At 40.5% G+C, this 22,858-nt stretch carries 20 protein-coding genes and 1 pseudogene; 7 read left to right on the forward strand and 14 right to left on the reverse strand.

Going from position 1 to position 22,858, the window contains the following annotated elements:
* The first annotated feature begins 2 nt into the window (after positions 1 to 2).
* From ACVW2L_RS21220 to ACVW2L_RS21235, 4 genes are all read left to right on the forward strand, one after another.
* Positions 3 to 1,076 (forward strand): glycosyltransferase family 4 protein, encoded by a 1,074-nt coding sequence (locus tag ACVW2L_RS21220; RefSeq protein WP_457129944.1) that lies wholly within the window; start codon positions 3 to 5, stop codon positions 1,074 to 1,076.
* A complete protein-coding gene (locus tag ACVW2L_RS21225; protein ID WP_457129945.1) occupies positions 1,073 to 2,206 on the forward strand; it encodes a DUF1972 domain-containing protein in 1,134 nt (377 codons plus the stop codon). Before ACVW2L_RS21220 ends, ACVW2L_RS21225 begins: the two co-directional genes overlap by 4 nt.
* Entirely contained in the window at positions 2,178 to 3,422 is a 1,245-nt protein-coding gene (locus ACVW2L_RS21230; protein WP_457129946.1) for an O-antigen ligase family protein, read from the forward strand. The genes ACVW2L_RS21225 and ACVW2L_RS21230 overlap by 29 nt, the downstream gene beginning before the upstream one ends.
* 105 nt (positions 3,423 to 3,527) lie before the next feature.
* Positions 3,528 to 4,448 carry a nucleotidyltransferase domain-containing protein gene (locus tag ACVW2L_RS21235; RefSeq protein ID WP_457129947.1) on the forward strand — a complete coding sequence of 307 codons (921 nt, stop codon included), beginning with the start codon at positions 3,528 to 3,530 and terminating at the stop codon, positions 4,446 to 4,448.
* On the opposite strand, the gene ACVW2L_RS21240 is transcribed toward ACVW2L_RS21235, so the two are convergent.
* The 5 genes from ACVW2L_RS21240 to ACVW2L_RS21260 are packed head-to-tail and all read right to left on the reverse strand — an operon-like array spanning position 4,449 to position 10,803.
* Entirely contained in the window at positions 4,449 to 5,270 is an 822-nt protein-coding gene (locus ACVW2L_RS21240) for a class I SAM-dependent methyltransferase (protein ID WP_457129948.1), read from the reverse strand.
* Positions 5,270 to 6,730, reverse strand: coding sequence for a B12-binding domain-containing radical SAM protein (locus ACVW2L_RS21245; protein ID WP_457129949.1), 1,461 nt, complete (start codon positions 6,728 to 6,730; stop codon positions 5,270 to 5,272). The genes ACVW2L_RS21240 and ACVW2L_RS21245 overlap by 1 nt, the downstream gene beginning before the upstream one ends.
* 54 nt (positions 6,731 to 6,784) lie before the next feature.
* Positions 6,785 to 8,239 carry an ArnT family glycosyltransferase gene (locus tag ACVW2L_RS21250; protein ID WP_457129950.1) on the reverse strand — a complete coding sequence of 485 codons (1,455 nt, stop codon included), beginning with the start codon at positions 8,237 to 8,239 and terminating at the stop codon, positions 6,785 to 6,787.
* Between the two features lie 7 nt (positions 8,240 to 8,246).
* Positions 8,247 to 9,293 carry a radical SAM protein gene (locus ACVW2L_RS21255; protein WP_457129951.1) on the reverse strand — a complete coding sequence of 349 codons (1,047 nt, stop codon included), beginning with the start codon at positions 9,291 to 9,293 and terminating at the stop codon, positions 8,247 to 8,249.
* Positions 9,294 to 9,300: 7 nt separating this feature from the next.
* Entirely contained in the window at positions 9,301 to 10,803 is a 1,503-nt protein-coding gene (locus tag ACVW2L_RS21260; RefSeq protein WP_457129952.1) for a B12-binding domain-containing radical SAM protein, read from the reverse strand.
* 196 nt (positions 10,804 to 10,999) lie between these two features.
* Here ACVW2L_RS21260 and ACVW2L_RS21265 point away from each other — a divergent pair, with 196 nt between their 5' ends.
* The 3 genes from ACVW2L_RS21265 (at position 11,000) to ACVW2L_RS21275 (ending at position 13,935) form a co-directional block, all read left to right on the forward strand.
* A complete protein-coding gene (locus ACVW2L_RS21265) occupies positions 11,000 to 11,746 on the forward strand; it encodes a class I SAM-dependent methyltransferase (RefSeq protein ID WP_457129953.1) in 747 nt (248 codons plus the stop codon).
* Entirely contained in the window at positions 11,733 to 12,839 is a 1,107-nt protein-coding gene (locus ACVW2L_RS21270) for a hypothetical protein (RefSeq protein ID WP_457129954.1), read from the forward strand. The genes ACVW2L_RS21265 and ACVW2L_RS21270 overlap by 14 nt, the downstream gene beginning before the upstream one ends.
* Before the next feature lie 256 nt (positions 12,840 to 13,095).
* Positions 13,096 to 13,935, forward strand: coding sequence for a glycosyltransferase family 4 protein (locus ACVW2L_RS21275; RefSeq protein ID WP_457129955.1), 840 nt, complete (start codon positions 13,096 to 13,098; stop codon positions 13,933 to 13,935).
* Here the strand turns inward: ACVW2L_RS21275 and ACVW2L_RS21280 are convergent.
* From ACVW2L_RS21280 to ACVW2L_RS21320, 9 genes and pseudogenes are all read right to left on the reverse strand, one after another.
* Entirely contained in the window at positions 13,919 to 14,977 is a 1,059-nt protein-coding gene (locus ACVW2L_RS21280; RefSeq protein ID WP_457129956.1) for a glycosyltransferase, read from the reverse strand. The genes ACVW2L_RS21275 and ACVW2L_RS21280 overlap by 17 nt on opposite strands.
* Positions 14,967 to 16,625 carry an ATP-binding cassette domain-containing protein gene (locus ACVW2L_RS21285; RefSeq protein ID WP_457129957.1) on the reverse strand — a complete coding sequence of 553 codons (1,659 nt, stop codon included), beginning with the start codon at positions 16,623 to 16,625 and terminating at the stop codon, positions 14,967 to 14,969. Before ACVW2L_RS21285 ends, ACVW2L_RS21280 begins: the two co-directional genes overlap by 11 nt.
* 242 nt (positions 16,626 to 16,867) lie before the next feature.
* Positions 16,868 to 18,169 carry a DEAD/DEAH box helicase gene (locus ACVW2L_RS21290; RefSeq protein ID WP_457129958.1) on the reverse strand — a complete coding sequence of 434 codons (1,302 nt, stop codon included), beginning with the start codon at positions 18,167 to 18,169 and terminating at the stop codon, positions 16,868 to 16,870.
* A gap of 682 nt (positions 18,170 to 18,851) precedes the next feature.
* The gene (locus ACVW2L_RS21295; protein WP_457129959.1) at positions 18,852 to 19,076 is read right to left on the reverse strand and encodes a hypothetical protein; all 225 of its coding nucleotides are present in this window, start codon (positions 19,074 to 19,076) and stop codon (positions 18,852 to 18,854) included.
* A 416-nt stretch (positions 19,077 to 19,492) separates the two neighbouring features.
* Entirely contained in the window at positions 19,493 to 20,203 is a 711-nt protein-coding gene (locus tag ACVW2L_RS21300) for a hypothetical protein (protein WP_457129960.1), read from the reverse strand.
* Between the two features lie 5 nt (positions 20,204 to 20,208).
* Positions 20,209 to 21,255 (reverse strand): HNH endonuclease domain-containing protein, encoded by a 1,047-nt coding sequence (locus ACVW2L_RS21305; protein WP_457129961.1) that lies wholly within the window; start codon positions 21,253 to 21,255, stop codon positions 20,209 to 20,211.
* Between the two features lie 13 nt (positions 21,256 to 21,268).
* On the reverse strand, positions 21,269 to 21,604 hold the full coding sequence (locus tag ACVW2L_RS21310; RefSeq protein WP_457129962.1) for a helix-turn-helix domain-containing protein: 336 nt from the start codon (positions 21,602 to 21,604) through the stop codon (positions 21,269 to 21,271).
* Positions 21,605 to 21,804: 200 nt separating this feature from the next.
* Positions 21,805 to 22,173 (reverse strand): annotated as a pseudogene (locus ACVW2L_RS21315) (zincin-like metallopeptidase domain-containing protein); the annotation flags it as partial.
* A gap of 61 nt (positions 22,174 to 22,234) precedes the next feature.
* Complete coding sequence (locus ACVW2L_RS21320) at positions 22,235 to 22,858, reverse strand: response regulator (RefSeq protein WP_457129963.1); 624 nt, start codon at positions 22,856 to 22,858, stop codon at positions 22,235 to 22,237.

Below are 22,858 nucleotides of genomic sequence, written 5' to 3' on the forward strand. Positions count from 1 at the left end.
TTATGAATGTAGCCATCATAGCACGATCAACTTTATATAGCGTTCCGGGCGGAGACACTGTTCAGGCTGTACAAACAGCAAAGCAGTTAAATATGCTGGGAATAAATGCAACAATTAAACTAAGCAATAAGGACATTAAGTATGCGCAGTACGACTTGCTGCACTTCTTTAATCTTATTCGCCCGGCAGATATACTTCATCACAGCAAAAAAGCGGCAAAGCCCTTTGTAATATCCACCATATTGGTTGATTATAGCGAATATGACAAGTACTATAGAAAAGGCGTAGGGGTAATATTTAATTATTTAACAGGTAATTCCATCGAGTATTTAAAAACAATGGCTCGGTGGGCACTTGGCCGTGATCACCTTGCGACTAAGGCATATATATGGAAAGGGCAGCGCAAAAGTATCATGACTATTTTAGCGCAAGCCGGCCGGATATTGCCTAATTCTTTTTCAGAATGTCGCAGGGTGAACACGGCATATCCGTCAAAGGTTAAATACAGCATCATTCCTAATGGTATTGATCCTGAATTATTTCAATATGATGATAGTGTAAAAAAGGATGCGGAACTGGTGCTCTGCGTAGCACGAATTGAAGGCATAAAAAATCAATTAAACCTGATAAAAGCTTTAAATAATACCCGGTTCAGGTTGCTTTTAATTGGTGCCCATAGCCCTAATCAGTTAAGTTATTACAATGAATGCCGCGCAGTAGCGGCATCCAATATCACCTTTGTAGACCACATTCCGCAGCTGCAATTGCTGCAGTATTATGCGCAAGCCAAGGTGCATATTTTACCCAGCTGGTTTGAAACCACTGGCCTAAGTTCTGTTGAGGCCGCCGCCATGGGATGCAATGTTGTAATTACTGATAAAGGCGATACCCGGGAGTATTTTGCTGATGGCGCATTCTATTGCGATCCCGCATCGCCACAAAGCATTTTAGCTGAAGTTGAAAATGCAAGCACCGCAACTGTTAATACATCGCTACGCGAAAAAATATTAGAGAAATATACCTGGCCGCAAGCCGCAAAACAAACGCTTAGGGCATATCAATTAACACTGCAATGAAATTAAAGATAGCGATTTTAGGAACGAGGGGTATTCCCAATTATTATGGCGGTTTTGAGCACATATCAGAATATGTATCAGTAGGGCTGGTTAACCGTGGGCATAGGGTAACAGTTTATAATTCACATAATCACCCGTATCAAAAAGATAAATGGAACGGCGTTGAAATTAAACATTGTTATGATCCCGAATACCTGATGGGTGCTGCCGGTCAGTTTATTTATGATTTTAATTGCCTGATAGATGCCCGGAGGCAAAACTATGATGTTATTTTACTGATGGGCTATACCAGCAGTTCGGTTTGGGGTAAACTTTATCCTAAACAAAGCACAATCATTACCAATATGGATGGGTTGGAATGGAAACGCTCAAAATACAGTCAGCCTATCCAAAAGTTTTTGAAATACGCCGAACAACTGGCTGTTAAGTACAGTCATTATTATATTTCAGATTCGTCAATTATTAAAACTTATTTAGCAGATAAATATGAAATTAACAGTCATTATATCCCTTACGGAGCGGATCCTTTTTCATTGAATGAGCGGGAGCAGCTAACCAGAAAACAGGCACTTAAAGAAGATTACTTTTTATTGATGGCCCGCATGGAGCCTGAAAATAACATCGAGACCATTTTGCAGGGTTTTAATAACAGTAACTCGCGCAAGCAGTTTGTGGTGTTGGGTAACACTGAAAACAGATTCGGAAAATTCATCACACACAAATTTAAAAATGATAGCCGGATAAAATTTGAAGGCGCTATTTACGATACGCCAAGTGTAAGGGTGTTACAAAATAACTCTTACCTCTATTTTCACGGGCATAGTGTGGGTGGCACCAATCCATCGCTGTTAGAAGCCATGGCGAGCGAGGCCTTAATTGCTGCTCACAATAACCCCTTTAACAGGTCGGTACTAAATACTGATGCTTTTTACTTTTCAAACGCAGGTGATGTATGCAGTCTGGTTGAAAATGTGCAGCGCCAAAATAACGAGCAAAACATGGTTATCAATAATGCGCATAAAATAAAGCATCATTTTAACTGGGACAGGATTGTAGGCCAGTACGAAGAGTTTGCTGTTGACTGTTACCTGAACCACAACCATGAACCAGCTGCAAAAAACCGGGGATAATCTCACTAACTGTATAAGCTATTATCACTTATTAATGTTGATGGCCAGTTTGCCATTTGATCGTTTTTTTAGCCATGTTATATTGATAAGCTTTGCGCTGCACCTGCTGATACATCTGCGTAAACCGGGTTTTGAATTGCGCAATATAGCGCTAACCTCAGTGTTTTTTGTAACAGTAATCAGCATGTTATATACAACTAACCTAACCGGGGCGCTCAGCGAATTGACGCTGCATATTCCTATATTAATTATCCCGTTTCTGTTTTGTTTAGCCGCCGTCGCTCTTGAAGAATACCGGGAAAAATTGCTCATGGGCTTCGCGTGGGTTTGTGCTGCTACCGTTATCTACTTATATGCAGATGCCATAAGGCTGATCAGATATTATCACCTGCCTAAATCGGCTTTGTTTTCTGCGGCGTTTACCAACCATAATTTTTCTGCGCCAATTGACATGCACGCAACATTTTTTTCTATGCAGATAGCCATAGCGCTGGTTTATGTAATATCTGTTTTGATGAATAACAAAACGCAGCGCAAGCGGCTTGTGATATGCGCTATAATATTAACGGCGGGTTTGGTGCAACTGTGCTCTAAATCTGTTTTTATCCCATTACTTTTAATTATTAACCTGGCAATACCCTGGTTTTTGTTGAGGCAAAAAATGCGCTGGCGGTATACTGCAATATCAGCATCAGCTTCTGTACTACTTTTAGTTGTCATTTTTTCTGTCGGTTCTTTACGCACCCGTTATGTAACAGACCTTCGCACAGATCTTTCCCATACAGCAAGCGGCCAGATCCTTGACTCGCGTATGGCGCGGTGGGGCATAGTTACTAATGCTATAAAACAAGCGCCCGTTTTTGGCCATGGCGCCGGAACGGAAACGGCCCTGCTACATGAACAATTTTTTAAGCAAAAATACTACAGCTCGTTTTTAAAGAACCTGAACGCACATAACCAGTACCTAAGTTTCCTATTTAAATCAGGTATTTGGGGCCTGCTTATTTATTTAGGTACACTATGGTATGGTTTTAATATTGCGGTAAAAAGAAAGGATCTGTTGTTTTTTACTTTTATGACATTGATTTCATTTATATCACTGTCAGAGAATTTGTTGGATGTGGATAAGGGTGTATTTTTTTATGCTGTATTCTTTTCGTTCTTTATTTTCTCGGTAACAAAAAATGGTAATAAATATAAGCCTGTATCTCCTTAATTTTTAAATGTTAAGGCAACCAAATCAGGGATGTGCACGTCATTATTATATAACAGTAAACGCAATAAAAATAACGTGTTCATACAGATTAATCAGAGAAAGCCGGTGCCAAAACTTCAAGAAGACATATTAGCTACGCTCGCTTATTTTGACATGTTCAATTATCCTTTGGTGGCTAACGAGATCTATTTATTCTTACGGAACAAATACCAACCGCATGATTTTGACAACGCATTAAACGGTGTGGTAAATGATCGGTTGGTGTTTCGTTTTGGTGTTTTCTACTCGCTAAAAAATGATCATGCAAATATTGAGCGACGACGTAGCGGGAATAAAAAAGCAGATGAGCTGATAAAAGTAGCGGAGCGCGTGGGGAATATTCTCATTAAGTTTCCGTATGTAAGGGGGATAGCAATTTCGGGTTCGTTATCTAAAAACTTTGCCGACGATGGCTCTGACATCGACCTGTTTATAATTACCTCTGCCAACAGACTTTGGATAGCGAGGTCCCTAATGCATGCCTTTAAAAAGCTGACCTATCTGGTTAACAAACAAGACTGTTTTTGCATGAACTATTATGTAGATGAGCAGCAAATGGAGATAGCGGAAAAAAACATTTATACAGCTATTGAAATTGTTACGCTAATGCCCCTCCAGGGAGACACCATCATTGAAAAGTTTTACGCAGCCAACAGCTGGACCCATCAACACCTGCCTAATAAGATCATGCGGGTATCATCAGCAAAACCATTAAAATTTAATGCTTTAAAGCAGTTAGTTGAAGCTATATTTAATAATGGCGTGGGCAACGCTATTGATAACCTGCTAATGAAGATAACGGCTAAACGCTGGTTGAAAAAAACAAGGCTTAATAAAGTTAATGCGCACGGCGGTATTATGGCTATGGCCACCGGAAAACATTACGCTAAGCCTGATCCTGCCAACTTTCAAGCCCGTCTGCTTAAGCAATATGAAATAAAGACCTCACTTATTTTGCACCATCCGGAAAGCAGCATGGCTCAATAATTACTTTTTCTTTAGCGATATTATATAATAATCGCCTATAAATTTCAACGGCCAACTTGATTTAAATCTTCCCTCTGCCTTTTTTAGCAAAGTGTATATGCGTGGATATTTTTCTGCAAACCCTTCTATATAGGATGGCGGCACCAGCGTACATAGCCCTTCAACGCCCAGCACATCAAAATCATTTTTTACAGTATTTATAATGTATGATGGGTTGTAGTACCAGCAGGTAAAATGCGTGCCCTCTACGTGGGCCTTAACTCCGTTTTTGCTGAACCAACGGCGGGTAGCCGTTTTAAATTTTCCTTTAAATATCAATAACGACTCCCACAAACAGAATTTTGGCAGGATAACTAATGTAACGGTGCCACCGGGTTTTAACAATCCGGGCAGTGATAATAAAACCGTATCCAGTTCGCCGGTACAATTTAAGCCTGCAAAGTTGGAGAATATATGATCAAAAGGCCCTTTATTTTTTAGCAGATGCAGTTGCGTAAAAGAGCAAAGTTCATTGCTTACCAGGTGTCCCAGATTTTGGTCTTTTACCTTTTTTCGTAATTGTTGCTGCATACCGTTTGATACGTCGGTGGCGTGTAAACGAAAGCCTTTATTTGCGAAAGAAACAGCGTCTTCGCCTGTACCGCTATTTAACTCCAGTATAGCGGCCCCGGGTTTCAAGTGCTGCAAAACATTGGCCCGTACCCTTTCTCGTTTATAAGCAACAATACTATTGGCCGAATAAATATCATCAAAAACACCAGACTGCGCAGTGAATGCCTTTGCGGTGTAGTACTCGTTAGTTCTGTCAGCAGTTATATTCATTATACCTTTTCCAGTTGGGTTAACTTTAGGCGTTCAAAAAATGTTGCCGGGGCATGGTACATTACAGAAAGTGCTTTTCTTAAAATAGTTGCGTTAACACTCAAGGGGTCTTTGATCAACTTTATCATACTATTTTTTGCCAAATGCTTATGATAGTTTTGATGCACATATTTATGCAATTGCTTGTAATAAGATGGTGGAAACGTGTTGCTGAACATAAGTGCCATCTCATCAGAGTCTGTCCAGTTAGTTTTTTTATGTAGATCAGTCTTTACACGCTCGTAAAAAACGGTGCCGGGTAAGGGGTAGGATACGGAGATCCCAATTTCAAAAGGCAGCAGTGTATTTATCATCTTAACTGTGCTGGCAATGTCTGCTTTATCCTCTCCCGGGTAACCAAACTGAATAAAAAACGAAGGTTTGATGCCATTGCTTTTCATGGCTTGGGTAGCCGTACGTATTTGCTCTACGGTAATGCCTTTATCCATGGCATCCAACACTTTTTGCGATCCGCTCTCGGCGCCTATCCAAACATTTTCACACCCTGCATCGGCCAAAGCGGCAACAATATGGTTATCCACCAAAAGGTCGGCCCTTGATTGGATCTTAAAGTGGATGGATATATTTTCCCGTTTTATCAATTGAGAAAATTCTAATATCCAACCTGGTTTTAAACCAAAAATATCGTCGCAAAACCAAATGTGGTCCATGTTAAAAAGCGATTTCAGCAGCTTTATTTCCTGTATCACATTTTGCGGACTGCGTGAATTATAACGACTACCATAAATGGGCTTGGCGCACCAATTGCATTTAAAGGGGCAGCCACGCGTGGTGCTCATATTAAGGGAAAAATAGCCTGCATTTTTTAACCAGCTTTTGAGATACGGTTCTATATCAATTAAATCCCATGCGGGTAAAGGCAAACTATCCAGATCCTTTAAAACAGGGCGCACCTGTGTTTTGTAGGGCTTGTCTTTCTTTATAAAAGCAAGTCCGGGTATTTCGTTGTAAGTGTTTTTTCCGGCTTGTATGTTATCTACTAAATCAAGCAGGGTATGTTCCGCTTCGCCGATAATTACAAAATCGGCCCCTTCCTGTAAATATTCGACGTAACGATCTGTTGAATCAGAGCTGGAAACAATTACCGTACATCCCCTCGCCTTTGCCAGTTTACACATCCTGAATGCTGCCTCCCGCATATTGGTGAGGCACATTTTGGTGAGGTAGTTAAAGCCATCATCATACAATACAAAAAAATCAGGAACGCTATTGATCAGAGCTGTATCTACCTCCTCGGCCTGATGACAGAACATAGTGTCAAATAAGGATACGCTGTACCCATTCTGGCGCAGCAAAGCAGCGGCATACAAAGTACCCAATGGCGGGTATGGTTGCCCTAAAGCCAATTGCTTCGGGTCAAAACCTAAAAAATAGGAATGGGTAAAGAGGATGTTCTTCATTTATAGGAATTACGCTCTCAAATTGCCACGGGTTGCCTGCTTAAGCTTTAATCATTATTTACTTTTAATGCGATAAATATTATAGCCGTGCAAGCTCCTGTCAAAACTGTATGAATCAGCAACCAAATGGTCAATATATTCCCGCAGATCAGCGCTTACATATTTGCTATAATTCGGAAATAGTGGTGCCAATACAACATCGGGCTTATTAGTTTCCATATCCTCATAAAATCTTTTTTTAGCAAGATCTGTCTGAGTAACATTGAAGTAGATAGTGGGTGAAAACCGTTCGGAATAAACCTGTACCTGCGCGCCAAAGCCCGCCACAAAAACCTTTTGTTGGGGTTTTGTATTTGCTTTTATCCATAACCCCAACTCCTTACAACCAAGTTCATCGGGCTGAGAAGATACGCTTTGGGTTTGGGGTGCATCTTTTACGAAAAGTTTTTTCAAATTAACCAGCGGCTCCAGTAATTTAGGGAAGAAACATACCCATACTATCAGCAAGGCCCGGGCTGTTGAGATGTTATAAGTTTTTATGAGATGCGCCGCGGCAAAGGCGTTCACCAGCGAAAATGCAGGCAGCAGGTCCTTAAGCTGTACCCTGGCATAATTACCCACTATATTTAAACCTATAAATTCAAAAAATAGCCATAAAAGCAACCAATCAAGTTGTCGTTTCATAAACCAATACGCCAGCAGAACCGGATAAAATAAAACCATTTCTGAATAGAAGAACATGCCAAACATTTGTTCCAATCGCCATAATAAAGAATGATCTGTAGTGCTGCCGGAGCCAAAGTTATCTGCCAAAGCATAGGTGAAAACGTCCTGGAGATGGATGCCTGCAACAACAAATAGTAAGGTTAATAAACCCAGGCCTGTCAAAGCTCCACCACAAAAAACAATTGTATACCTTATGCCTTTTCGCAAGGATGCAATAAGCAGCGTTAGGATTCCAAACACGGCCGAAAGTCTGAAGCCTATCCCAACAGCGGCAAGAAAGCCACTTAAAAATGCGCCGGCGTTGTTTTGCCGGGTAAGGAAAATAAATACTGCGATTATAATAAACAACACTTGATATGTTTCTGTATACGAAACATACTTCCCATCGACGCAGTGCCATAGCACCGACAGCCCATAAAACGAGATAGCCAGCATGGCAGCTTTTTTACCTGCAATGTGGTGAGCTATTTTATACACATAGTAAATACCGATAGATTGACAGATTGTACCCAATACCCTCGGAAACCAATAGTTAACGCCAAATAGCAGATCAGACAAGCCAAATATTGCAAAGAATAATGGAGACTTATTGTCAGTCCCGCCACTATACGGAACGAGCCCGTGCCTAAACCAGTTGCGCCCAATGTAATGCCACATAGCCTCGTCGGCCGATAAAGCGAAGCCGTTAGTGAGCAGTGTTATAAATAGTTGCAGTAGTGTTAGCAATAAAATTACCTGACGAACGCCGGGGTTCCAGTTTTTTATTGATTGCTTTATGTTCATGGTTGGGCTATAGCCGGGTAAGCGGCGATAAATTTAATGCGCACACACATTTAACGCAGGTGGGGTTGGTTGCGAGATCAAGTTCCTTACGAAAGTTTATTGCGGATTTACTGTTCAGAACATCTGATAGTGACTCGTCGCGAATATTGCCGATAACATCGTGAAAGAAACAAGGGCGAACACTTCCGTCTGCCTCAACAACTGTTGATACCCATGGCGCGTTGCATTTTTTAAACGGAAATGGATTTAATCCGTAAAATGCAGCATAGTATTGATAGATCTGGTAAATTTTATGGTTTGACTCAGCTATGTAGCCATTTTCAAAATCATCGTTGTGCTCCTCAAAAAGTGCTTCAATAATGCCCTGCAACTCGGGCAACTCATTTTGCTGAATCAATATTTCATGCTGTCTGGGTTCGGCCCAGGCAGTTTGGCGGTTAAACGCATGGCTACTTACATCGGCAGGTAAAAAGCTTATTTGATCAATCCCCATGGACTTTGCGGTATCTACAATGGTAAGCCATTGTCTGAAATTGAGGCGATGGATAACCGTACGCGCCGTTATGCGATAGGCAGGGTTAAGTGCCTTTAAATGCATTACTCCTTCTTTTAGCTTTTTAAAAGCGTTAGGTATATCGCGTATGGCATCATGTAACGGTTCGTCGCCGTCAAGAGATACGATCAGGTCATCAACCCACTGTATCAATTGATCAGCATTTTGTTTGATTGATAAGCCGGTAGTTAACAGACTTATTTTAATGCCCTGCTCTTTCAGAATCTGGCAAAGTCTAAAAAAATTGGAGTTCAGCAGTGCTTCTCCACCAGACATAACCACTTGTTGTGTGCCAAGCTTTTTTAGCGAGGTAAGCAGGCCGGTTATATCTTTTTCAGTAAGCTGTTTCAGGTTTTTATTGTCTTTCCATATATCGCACATTACACAGCGGCAGTTGCAGGCGCTATGCGGCATTAGTATAACAACCGGTAACGCAAAAATTTTGTCGGTTTGTAAAGTACGATACCGCTGATAGGTGTTATATAATAATAACTTAGTCATGGTTCATTTAAAACCCCTGTATTTCGGGCTGGCGGTATTTCCAAATTTTTTGCAAAAGCTTTATCTCATAGGGGTACTGGTATAAGTTAATTTTATAGCGTATCGTTGACGCCGCTTTTATTGCAGCCCGTTTTAGAGTACTTAACCTAATGTCTGTAATGGTGGGATAAACGCCGTTTAATACCGTCTCAAAGTTTCTTATCTTATCTATCATCTCCGGCGTTAGCCAGGGAGTAAGCGGGTTTTTGCGCAGATCAAAATTTTCCCAGGCCGGGCTTATCCAATCTTCTAAGGTCTGCGGAAATTTAAAGCCGCTTGCTAATACCTGTTTATACAGTTCAGAACCCTCTGTAGGTACAGGGCTATAGGTATAAATAATGATCTCGGTTTTAGGGTTTACCGTTTTTACCTGTTTAATAAAATCTATTTCAAAATCAATTTGCGCCTGTACCATTTGCGGTGTCGGGGCGGGTGTGCCTAACACGAAGGAATATTCCGGCACTATGTCAAATTTCTTTAACCGCTCAGCAAACTGGATGATCTGTTCGCCTGTTTGGCTGCCACCTTTATCCATCTGCGCTAAAATAGAATTGTTGCCGCTTTCGGCTCCAAAGAAAATGATTTTACAACCTGCTTTACGAATAACTGCTAAAGACTCATCTTTAAATTTGCTCATGGTGTCAATACGTGCCATGCCCCACCATGTCATCTCCTCAGGTTCAATCAACTTTGCAAATTCAACCGCGCGTTTTTCTGATACAAAGAAATTATTATCATGAAATTCAATAGCATCAGCGCCCCATTTGTCCTTTATATATTTAATGTCCTTGTACATATTCTGAGCCGATTTGGCTTTCCAGCGTGCTTCGTAAATAGGAACAACCGCGCAAAACGAGCAGGTAAACGGGCAGCCTATGCTGGAGTGATATGCCAGGGTTTTTTCCCCTAAATAGGTCTTTCCCAAAAACTTCTGTATCGGGTAAAAAAGGTTCAGTTTATCATAGGGCAGGGGCGGTAATGAGTCTTGATCTATTAAGTCTTCTTTGGCTGTTTTAAATATAAGGCCATCTGTATTTTGATAAATCAGATTTTTAACGAACTCAAAAGGTTCATTTTTTTCCAGAGCATTTATCAGCGTGGGGAAAGCATGATCACCGGGGCCGTTTATTATAAAATCAACGTAGCCTGAACATAAAACAGATTCGGGCTGATTGGATGGAAAGTATCCACCCCAAATCATTTTGGTGTATGGGTATTTTTCTTTTATGGCTTTAGCCGCTGTAATGGCCTGTCGCAGTTGCGGCCCCGGCATTACCGTAAATCCAATGTATTTAAACTCGCCGCTATCAAGATGGTGTTCTATTTTTTTTAGGGCGTTAGCTTCGCAATTACCGTCAACTATAACCCAGTCATATTTGCCTTCAACAGATGCGGCAATATTTAATATAGAATTAGGTATGCGATATTTCGCGTCAGAGCTTTTAGGATTGAACAAAAGTATTTTATTCATTTATGATAATAATTAAAAGCGGCGGGCCTGGCCCGCCGCTTTCCCCTAAAAAATAGTTAAGCGCCCCCGCACTTAACCATAAAGTGAACTATAGTATTAACAATACGCAATGATTTTGACGGCGGTTGCCTGTAGATAATAATAACCGCGCTGGCAACCACAATTAATTATGAGGCGTATTTATAAAAACGCAATTATGATAACAACCATCAGAAAAATAATTGAACAGCGTATTTTCCCCGTTCGGGAAAAAGATTCAATTGAGGCATATAACCTGTGGGCCGAGAATTACGATACACAGCAGGGTAACCTGATGATGGACATGGATTCGGCCATATTCTTGCAACTGTTAAGCGAGGTAAATATAGCCGGCAAGCGGATTGCTGATATTGGGTGTGGCACTGGCCGGCACTGGCCGTATCTTTTCGGGCAGAAACCCGCCGATATAAGCGGCTTTGATGTTTCGCCGGGGATGCTCAACCGGCTTCAGCTTAAATATCCATCGGCACGCGTTTATCAAATTAAAGACAACTTTTTCATTGATATCCCCGATAGCTCATTTGATGTAATCGTATCGACACTTACTGTTGCCCATATTGAAAATATTGATGAGGCTCTTGAAGCCTGGAGCCGAATATTGAAAACCAAGGGCGACATTGTTATAACTGATTTCCACCCAAACGCCTTGGCATTCGGCGGTAAACGAACTTTCAAATATCATAACACCAGCATCGCAGTAAAAAACTTTGTACACTATGTAAGCGATATTGAAGATGCCCTGAGCAGGTATGGATTTACTTTAGTAAATAAAATTGAACGGGAGGTTAACGAAGCGGTAAAGCATTACTATGATGCTAAAAACGCATTGCCGGTGTATGAGAAATTTAAAGGGTCGCGTATAATATACGGGATACATTTACGGCGCGGGTATGATATTGAATAACGTAACTACCAGCAACAGTAAAACGCCCCTAACCGTTTATGTTGATGAGGGCGTGTATAATAATTTGCAGATAAATTTTGATAATGCCATACTCTTTCCGGGTCTGGTTAATTCTCATGATCATTTAGACTTTAACCTGTTCCCCCAATTTGGTGGCAACGTTTATAATAATTACACGGAGTGGGGCAGCTACATCCATCAAAATTATAAAAACGAAATAGCAGAGGTTTTGAAAGTGCCCCTTGAACTGCGTATACAATGGGGCCTTTTTAAAAACCTGTTATGTGGCGTTACAACTGTTGTAAATCACGGCGCATATTTATATACCCACAATGCGCCGATTACTGTATTGCAAACGTGTTGTATCCATTCGGTACAATTTGACAGGTTATGGAAATTAAAATTAAATAACCCCTTAAAAGCAAAACAACAGGTTGTGGTGCATGTAGGCGAGGGTAAAGATAAACTGGCTAATAAAGAAATTGACCAACTTATTAGCTGGAACATTTGGCGCAAAAGAGTGATAGCAGTGCATGGGGTGGCGATGTCTGCAAAACAGGCAAAAAAAGTTAAGGCATTGGTTTGGTGCCCTGATTCGAACTTTTTTTTGTTAAATAAAACAGCTCAGGTTAATGAATTAAACACTTATACCTGCTTACTGTTCGGCACAGATTCTACGCTTACCGCTAACTGGAACATCTGGCATCATTTACGCTACGCCCGCAAAACACAACTGCTTAATGATGAAGAGCTTTATGACACGTTTAACAGGAATGCAGCTAAAATCTGGAAGCTGCAAAACGAAAAAGCTGATATAGTGATAGCCAAAAATAAACATACCGACAGCTTTTATAATGCTTTTTACGCTGTCGATCCGGAAGATATTCTGTTGGTGCTGCATCAGGGCAATATCAGGCTGTTTGACGAACAGATGCTTAGTCAGCTACCCGGCATTAATATTGAAAAATACAGTAAGATATATGTTAATGGTTCATGTAAATATGTTGAAGGGAATTTAGCGGCGTTAATAACAGACATTAAAAGGTATTATCCCCGTGCCGATTTTCCAATTACAGTTGATAAAGTGGCCTAAATGAAATTTGTATTTGCCAGCTATACAAAAACAGACCAATTTGATAACCCGGATGACTGGTTAAAACGGATAGATATATACAGTGGTGTACTATCAGCCCTGGCAAAAAACCACGAGGTAATAAGCATTGAGCAGATCAACTACGAGGGCGACTTTGTTAAACATGGTGTTAATTATAAATTCGTTCGGTTTACTAAATGGGGGTTAAAATTCCCTTTTAAGTTACACAATTTAGTAAGGCAGCTAAAACCCCGATGTGGTGTTGATACATGGCCTTCATTTTCCGCTACAGGTAATGCAATTGCAGTTGTTTTTGGGCAAGCATGTAAAAATAATTGTACAACATCATGCAGAGCGGCCGTTTGTTGGCCTCAAAAAATATATTCAGCGCCTGGCAGATCCATTTGTTAATGCCTACCTGTTTGCATCGCTGGAAATGGGGCTCGACTGGATAAAAAAAGGTAACCTGGCATCACCCCAAAAAATACATGAGGTGATGGAAGTGTCTTCGGTTTTTTATGAGATAGATAAGCAGTTTGCAATAGCTAAGACCGGAGCCACCGGAAAAGTGTTCTTATACGTTGGCAGGCTTCACCCGCAAAAAGACCCCTTAACAGTTGTAAAAGCATTTTTAAAATTTGCTGGTTTAGTGCCGCAGGCAAAGTTGTACATGATCTATCAAACAGCAGATATATTGCCGGACATTAACACGCTATTGGAAGGCCACCCTCAATCATCAGCTATTGTATTAGTAGGCCAAGTGCCACACCATGAACTTTTATATTGGTATAATAGTGCGGATGTTATTATCTCGGCATCTTTTTATGAGGGCAGCGGCACAGCGGTTTGCGAGGCAATGTCATGCGGTTGCGTGCCTGTTTTGAGCGATATTTTTTCTTTCAGGATGATGACTGATAATGGTAACTGCGGTTTTTTATTTGAGCCGGGTAATGAAGCAGCGCTACTTTCTGCTTTAGTTTATACCCGGCAAACCGAGATGCTAAAAATGAGAAGTGCCGCCTTAGACTATTTCAAGTCTAATTTGTCTTTTGAGGCTATTGCAGAAAAGATAGCGATGATCAGCAATATAATTTAAAAACCATTTTGGCTATATCGTCCACCGGATAGGGTAGAGCCGGCTCGTGAGTAAGATCAGTATCCTGCATTATTTCTTTAAGTATTTGCACCATATGTTTTTTGTCTGTCGCTATCTGCCAGTTTTCAATGGCAATATCCATTGGTTTTACAAAGCTGACTACCTTGTTGCCCGCATACAAAGCCTCCAGGCATACAGTGCCAAATCCTTCATAGTTAGCGGTATGCAAAAATATCTTTGCGCGCTGCATGTGCGCCAACACTTCTTGGTTTGATAACCTGCCGGTCAACGTGACATTACCGGCGAGGTCCAACTCTTTTATCATTTGTTTTAAATGCAGCATCTGCAAACCATCACCACAAATTGTGGCTTTGATATCCGGAAAATGGGATTTAAGTTGTGCTATGATCTCTAAAAACACATCGTACTGCTTTAAAGGGATTAATGAACCCGCACCTAAAATGTCTATATCTCTTTTACCTGCAGGCGGGGAAAATAAACCGGGATCTATGCCAACGGGAACAACGTTTTTCGGCACTATACCATAATTCAGGTTAAACTCTCTCCTTATAAAGTCCGACAAAGCAATTAATGATAGTTCATCGGGCTTTATCCGCGCTACGTACTTGTTGCCTGCTTTGGCATCTTGCCCCAATATCCATGAGTAGTGTTTAAGGCGATGTTTTTTGGCGAACCTGCTGCTAATAAAGGAGCACTTGCCCAGCCAGAAACTAAGAGAGCCAATAAGATGATATCCTTTGTTCAACCTGTGCAGAGTGGCCCAAACCCTAAATGTGGTAAACATATTATAAATACGCCCTTTATTAATACCACCGAAAGAAATAACCTGCACACCGTGCCATTGATATGTTTTAGAAAAAAATGGGTATTGAAGAGCCAGTACAACAATATTCAATTCGGGATGCAACCGTTTCAATGCCCGCACAAATATCTGCCGCGGTGGTACACACGTACTGTCGTTTTCATCGGCAGGGAAACCGGGTGTTAGTATCACCAATGTTTTCACCCGGTTATGCTTCATCCAACTTAATTATTTTACTGCAGCAAGTAAGGCTGGCCTTGTTGTGTGTAATAAGGATGAGCATTTTGCCTTGCTGCGCCAGTATATTCAGGTTTCGCAGCATTTCTTTTTCGGCAAGCTCATCCATCTCACTAAATGGTTCATCTAAAATCAGCAGGTCAAAATCGTGGTATAAAGCCCGCGCAAACATGATGCGCTGTCGCTGTCCGCCGCTCATATTTTTACCATCTTCTGTAATTAATTTATTTAAACCTTCCGGGTATTGCGCCAGCATGGTGTCAATCCCGCTGCCGGCCGTAGCCGCTGCTAATTTATCGCGATCAAAGTCTCCATCAGTAAGTACAATGTTTTTTAATATAGAATCATTTATAAAAAACGGTTGCTGCTTTACATAGGATATTTGTGGCCAGTAATGTTGCCTGTCCTCATTTGTAATGGCAAGGCCATTTATGGCTATAGTACCCGTAGTTTCCGGTAAAAATCCAAGCAATAAATGGATCAGCGTGGTTTTACCGCGACCCGACTTTCCGGAGATCCCAACAAAATCTCCGGGCAATATTTCCAGGTCCAGGTTATCGAGTATGTTGTGATGATCATATCTAAAGCCAACTTTGTCAAATTTAATTGACCGTATGCTTTGCGGAGCGTTGGGATTTGTTTTACGGATTTTAGTTTGTTGAGGTAGCAAGCCCGGCAGTATAAAGGCGTAGGTTTTTATCAAACTTACGCTGTTTAATATTTTTACTACTCCTGGGATTATCTTATACGCTGCGGCCATAAATACGCCTATGCTAAGCAGGTCGGCAGCCGGCACACGGGTTGCCCATTTATTAATGGCTATCAATATCATAAAACCTAAAACAGCAAAAACTTCAATTGTTCTGGATGACAGCCCGTGCAATGTTTGCTGTGTGGCGATATTACTATTTAGCTGTTGCTGATAGCCGACGTATCTGTCTGCAAAAAAGCTATTTTTACTGTAGATGTTGCTTTCGATAAAGCTATTTAGGGCCTCTTGTAAATATTGGATAACGCGGATATGCGTTGCCTTGGCCTCTGTTCTTATGCGTTTTAGCCTGCGCCTGATAAAATAAGCCAACGCTATAACAGGCGGTAGTAATAGCATAAACAGCCAGGCGAACAGCAAAGGTTGATAACAAAGAATGGCGACAACGGTAAATGCTATAAGCATACTTTGTGTAATAACCTGCTGCACATTGGCTAATATATAATTGCTAAACTCAATAGGCTGATGACTTATTTCTAACACATTGGCAGAAGAGTCAACATGCGTAAATTTAAGGTGATCTTGATTTAAATAGCGCCACATGTTTTGTTTGGACAAACGCGAGGCAATATTAAAAAAGAAACGATTTTGCCATTGCAGGATTAGATAGGCTGCGCCATTTTTTAAACTATACAGAAAAAAAAACAGTGCCATTGGCAGTAACGAATTTTTGCTGAACTGAAAAGGTAAAATTATTGGTTGGGCTGAGCTTTTGTTGTAAAAATCTACCACTATCAGCAGCAGGGCCAGAAAAGCAATATCCAGCAATGTAATAACAAGATCAAGTACTACCAGAATGCCGGTTTGTATCTTTTCCGCACGGGTTAGTATCCTTAGTATAAGTAAAATATTAGATCTCAAAATTAAACGAATAGTACTGTACAACTACAGCATAAAAACTATAGCCAGTACGTGCCGATAGCTGTTAGGGTTGCCCAGATGCCTATTGAATGATGAATGTTTGGGAATATTAAGCATGGAGGCAGACCATGCATGATGTGATTAAATAAAAGTGGATTGCAAATTTGAATAGCCAACTTGCCCTACAAAAAAGCCTCAAATCTTCCGACTTGAGGCTTTTAACTTAGCACATCTCAAAGCTATTAATGCTTTTTCTTATTATTCATTTTAGCTTTTTCGCTGGCCTTTAAATTGTAGGTTTTGGCATTGCTTGCTTTCTTTTCGTGAAATGCGCCTCCGGGAGCACCATCATCTGCTTTTGCTTTGGCAGCCTTCTTTTCGGCAACATCAGCAGAGGAGCGTTCTTTTTCGATGATCAAATCTTCGGGCAATTCTCCCATTGGGATTTTTTGGCCGGTGGCCTGCTCAATTTTTTTAACCGCGCTTAGTTCAAGATCCGTTGCGAACGTAATGGCCATGGTTTCATTTTCAACGCCCGGCGAATTACTAATTATTCGGTCAATATAGGTTTCTTTATTAACCGGTAATTCAAAATGAATCAGGAACGGGATATCATCCAGATCCGGTTTCTGTTCCACATCATTAACCACAATCAGTACCCGGGTATTGGCGTTTTTAAAATCATGCAACGATGTAAAGCCATCCATCTCAAAAAACCATGGGTTTAACAAGGCAACTGTACTCCTCCCATTTTGCAAGGTTTTGTAAAGTTTCTCAGCCGTTGGGCGAGTGTTTACAAACAGCACTACTTTGGTAAACAGGTCTTCATCTTGCATAAAAAGGTTAAGCAGATTTACCTTAGTGCCAAAGTTAGGCAGCAGGTATAATATCTGCGGATGTGTATCAAATTGCGGCTCGCCTATCTCTTCAACCTCTACAATGGCCGGCTGTTTCATAAAAGGCGCTATCATTTTGTTTAAGCGCTCATGCAATACTTCGGTAAAAACAAGGTGCTGGCATTTAGGGATGCTATCAGCCAGTTCGGCAACGGGTAATTGCAACCCTTGCTTTACAATCAGTTCAGCATCATCAATAACCAGCAATTCTATTTTATTTACGTCCAGGCCAAGTTTAAGGTAAATGGCACGCGCCCTGTCGGGTGTTGCAACCACAATATCGGCACCATCGGCTATGGCATTCATCTGGGTTTCTGTGCCCGGAGCAGCAAATAAAGGAACGATAGATAGGCTTGTGTTTTTGTTGAGCTGATCTATTTTAGCAACAACTTCTTCTACTTTTTCTCTGTCTGGTACCAAAATCAAAACTTTGGGCACACCATCGGGCGTATAGTTAAACTTGTTGAGTGTGGCTAATATATAAGTAGTGGTTTTGCCGCAACCTTCGGGGCCAACCGCTATTACATCCTGGCCGCCATTAATACGCGTCAACGTTTTTTGCTGAATTTCTTTAGGCCCTACAAAACCTGCTTCGTTTGCAGCTTTTACTAACCCTTTTTTTAGCTTCAATTTATCTAACCACGCCATAGCTTTATTTTAAAAAATCCCGGGACATTTAAATTTGCAGCAGCACACCACAAACAAATCCACAAAAAAAGCCCCTGATTTTCATCAGGGGCTTTACTGGGTAGCGGGAGCAGGACTCGAACCTACGACTTTGCTTACCTTTATATCAGTGCTTTATACCCTCTGAAATAACCTGTGTACCGTTTAATGTACCGAACTCTATTGTTAATTGGTCAAAATTAGTAAAAACGTTTGGTTTTAAGATGTTTCTGCCATATCTGTATTGGATTAAGTGAATAAAAGAATTATGATGCCTACACACGCTTATAGCAATCAAGTGCAAGATGGAAAAGGAATAAATGGATAGTGCGGCTGTATTGAGGGTTTATGCCGGAAGCTCTTGCACGCTACAGCAGCTATAAGCGTAACTTTGCTCAATAATTCTATCATTCTCATTCCTTCTTAATCCCTGTTTTCTTGTTTTTCTTACTTTATACAGGGAAGAAATATTTGGGATTGAAAACGTCGGAAGCAATGGACAGATTTTGATGAAAAGGTTATTCTATAGACCCTCTACGTGAAAGTGTCCACTTAGTGTTTTCTCCTTGCTGTATTTGAGAATGTGAGTTTAGGTTTTGATGAGATTGGGTTTGATATTCACCTACAGCCTTTAAAAGGTAAAGAGCTTAAGAAACAAGCGCAACTAGAATTGTATAGCATCTAATTCAATAAGAGTTTCAGGTTTAAGCCTATCTCTAAAGCTTTCAAGGACTCCAGCTACCAACTTACCATTGCTACCTTCCCATGCAGCGACAGGAACATGATGTATTTCATCTAAACTTAGAGTCTCCAGTCCCGCATTGACGTTATCGATCAACAACTGTTGTACTGCTCTGCTGTACTCTTGGATACGTGCTTCATTTTCCATATTACTAAGTTAAGATAAATACGATTGTCTGTCAAGTGATTGAATGTTGACTATATGCTTTAAAAGTAAACATGCTCAAGTAGCCATTTCAGTCTGCACATTATATTTCCAACAATGCTTATACTATACCAAGTGTTCAGGAAATGTGCAGTCAAGCTTCTGTTTAAAGTCTGACTTGCGAGGCTTAACTTGTAAAGGATGCGGTTAATGTATGTTTTGGCTAATTAAGACACTTGATAGCAGCAGATATTCTTCAGGCAAACATATTAGTATGGGATATTCAGAATGAAAACTATTCCCGTTGGTGACTCCTAATAATCCTGTTAGCTCCAAATGTTGTAAGTGTTATGTCTGGTTACCGTATTCCTCACCTTTTAAAAGACAGGTCTAGTCGTCGTAACTAATCTCACAATATCTTAACTAAAAGGAGAGATATATGGTGCAAAGTGCGCAATACTAGAAATACAATAAGAGTTGATCTCACATCCCGCAAAGTGACTTATGTCTTTGTCCTCTATGTGAAGATTTACTTTATCAAAATCATTACCAAACAAGGTGTAGTACCTATATTGACCTCCACGACCATAATACAACTCGATTGCAAAGTAAGCATCACGCATAGTTTTGTTAGATTCGTGAGCCTCCACGTACATAGCATTTTCTTCGTCGAAGGTCATTTGACCCATAATATTATTTGGAACTCCATCAAACAGATATTCTATTGGGTATTCCGAGACTTGGTGACTACTGATGGTAGTAGAATCGATTGATCGGTTATCAATTGACGTTACCAGTATGTCTGCATTTCGAAATTTGAAATAATGAGTGTTAGTCAAGGTGGCTTCCTCACTAAGTTCTGTCATAACATGTGAGAAGTTAGTGTAATCAGCTACGCCCAGAATAGTCTTTACTTTATCCATTGAAGTGCCAGGAAGCAAATGCTCCACAATTCTACTTTCAACATAACGTAAATGTTGTTGTGGAGATACGACCAGTTGTCTTTTCGCTTTAAGCTCATCCTCTACGATTTGTTTCTTCTTGTCATTGAAATCCCAAAACTTTTGAAATAACAATACAATTAAACCTCCAATTACACCACTTGTTAAGGATAAAATAAAGTCTGACATCGATATTAAACTTGCTTGGTAAGGTACTGAAAACCATTATTACTTGCTATAGTAACCAGTGGTTGAATATGTTCAAAGAACTTATCGCGATTGAAGTATGTAGGATTTAAGTCAGAGAAGATACTTAAGTATTCCTCTAGGAACTTGTTGTTTGGTAACTTATGCCTTATAATCTCTACAGCTGCTTGCTGTAAATTGAAGAACTTATCAAAATGATTATCAAGCAAAGGTAGCCTGTCACTCTTAGAGCTATTGAATGACTTGTCCGCCGGAATGAGGTTCCATATAAGATCATGCGATACGAAAGCATACGGAACGAAGTGTTCAACTCCATAGTTGCCAACCTGTAAAGACCTATTGGTGTAGATGCAGTTAACCGCGCCAAGTTCACCTATAACTATATCCCAATACTGTTTACGTTGCAAGTTAAGAGCTTTTCTAACCGGTATCTTAATTAGTTTATTGGGAATATCAGGAACGTTTGGATTCTTAGTTTGAAGATAGGTTGACAGGTTCCAGTAACAGAAATCCTTAAGTATTCTGCTGTTTCTTTTGAGATAACTGACCCATGTTGGATTGATTTCAATGTGTTCCTTATGAAGAGCGTAGGGACAATTATTCGTGTAAGATTGAGAATGCTGATACGCTAAACTCATATCTTCCGCTCTAAACCACGGGCTTAAGAAACGATGAGGTACTTCTGAATTAAAATAGTTAAGCTGCTTCGCAGTTTCTCGATTATTACTTTGTGATAAGTGAGAAATGATCTTGTCGCGATTGAGATCGATGGTTAGTCCTTCAACAGCTTTTATCGTCTCAATAGCATGTTGCAACTTGTCTTGCTTTCCAAATGACACGTGAAAGTAGTTTACAGTAAACCATGAATGAGAAACCATTTCTATAAACAAGTCTTTCTTGCTTATAGTTAACACACCAGCTTCTACTTTACTAAGAATAGCTAAGAACCAGTAAAACTTATACGTCGCGGAAGTCTTATTGAAACAAGCAGCAAGCAAGTTTACCGGAAGGTCAGGCTGATATGGTAACTCCATACCGCTAAGATATTTATTTCTTAGATACTCTCGCTGCCCTGCTCTTACCAGGATTGTTTATTACATAGTTCAATGCTTCTTGCTCAATCTCCTTTTGACTCATCACCCGGTTCTGCTGTAAGTAGGAATTGATATCATCCCTTTTAAAGTAGATACGTCCACCAGTTGGTTTGTATAGTGGAATTACATTATTACTACTCATTTTATATAAGGTAGACTTAGATACGCCCATAAAGGCACAGGCTTCATCTACCGTAAGCATATCCTTAGATGGACGAGGATCTATATTTCCTCGAATTGAAAGTGCATCTTCAATTCGTTCAAGCTTTTCAAGTATTAGAGCTACCATTCCAGGTAGCTGATCAAAAGTTATTCGTTCTATGATTAGTGTTTTCCTATACCCCACAAAAGTTATTACTTGTCATTTTGCTAACTTGCTTACGTTTTAAAAGGTAACTGTTGCGTGAATCGAATGTCTGCACATTATTTTTCCATAAGTGTATATCTAATACCATGTGTCCAAAAAATGTGCAGACTAATTATAGCTCCCTAATCACAAATGACCTTCTCATTGAGTATATAGTCAGTTGCCTTTTGAGCTTGTGAAGCAGCTTTAATGATTAATGTCTTATCGTTCTTAAGTACGTTCAACCAATTCTCAATATATGCAGCACTATTCTCAATTGTTGGTTGTCCTATGCCGGTAACCGCGCATAGATATGCTGCTGTCATTTCAGCAGTAAGTTCTTCTTTAGCGTAATTGACTTTGCCAAAGCCATCGGTTTCCAACAATTCTTTACGGTTCAACCTTGAGCTGTGACCAGTACTGTGAGCCAGTTCGTGAAACAAGGTGCAATAGTATTCTTCAGCACCTACAGATTTTTTTAAAGGTGGCACAAGTGCCGTGTCTTTTGTGGGTTGAAAGAATGCACAGCATCAAATAATGTTTACAATCGTGTCACTAAGCTAGAGATTCAAGCTAACTTAACCAGCGTTTATCACCTGCCACTTTTATCGCCTCTGCTTTGCTGTTTACGGCCAGTTTCTGGTAAATATTTTTGATATGACTTCGTACCGTTTCTTTGCTGATGAATAGATCGAGCGCGATTTTTGAGTAGCTTTTGCCCTCGGCAATACCCCGTAGCACTTCCTGTTCGCGTTCTGACAGCGGCGAATCGCTGGCACGGGTAAAGGATTGTACAACCATTTTAGCAATACGTAAACTCATTGGCGCTCCGCCTGCCAAAGCCTCGCTGATGCTTTTAATGATATCGTCGGTATCAGAGTTTTTGATGATGTAGCCACCTGCGCCGGCGCACAATGACCGAAACACTTTGTCGCTATCTTCAATCACGGTAATAATAAGCACTATGCAGCCGGGGAGCTGTTTTTTAATGCGTATGGTACCTTCTATGCCATCAATGCCGGGCAGATCAATGTCCATCAGCGCTAAGTCAGGACTATCGCTTGCAAGGTTACGCAGTGCTTCTTCACAAGTAGTGTACTGACCAACTACCCTATAGCCGGTTGTACTGTCAATAACAACGGCAAAGCCCTCGCGTATCTTGGGGTTGTCTTCAATTATGGTAATTCTTTTATCCAT

The sequence above is a fragment of the Mucilaginibacter sp. HD30 genome, assembly GCF_054061755.1.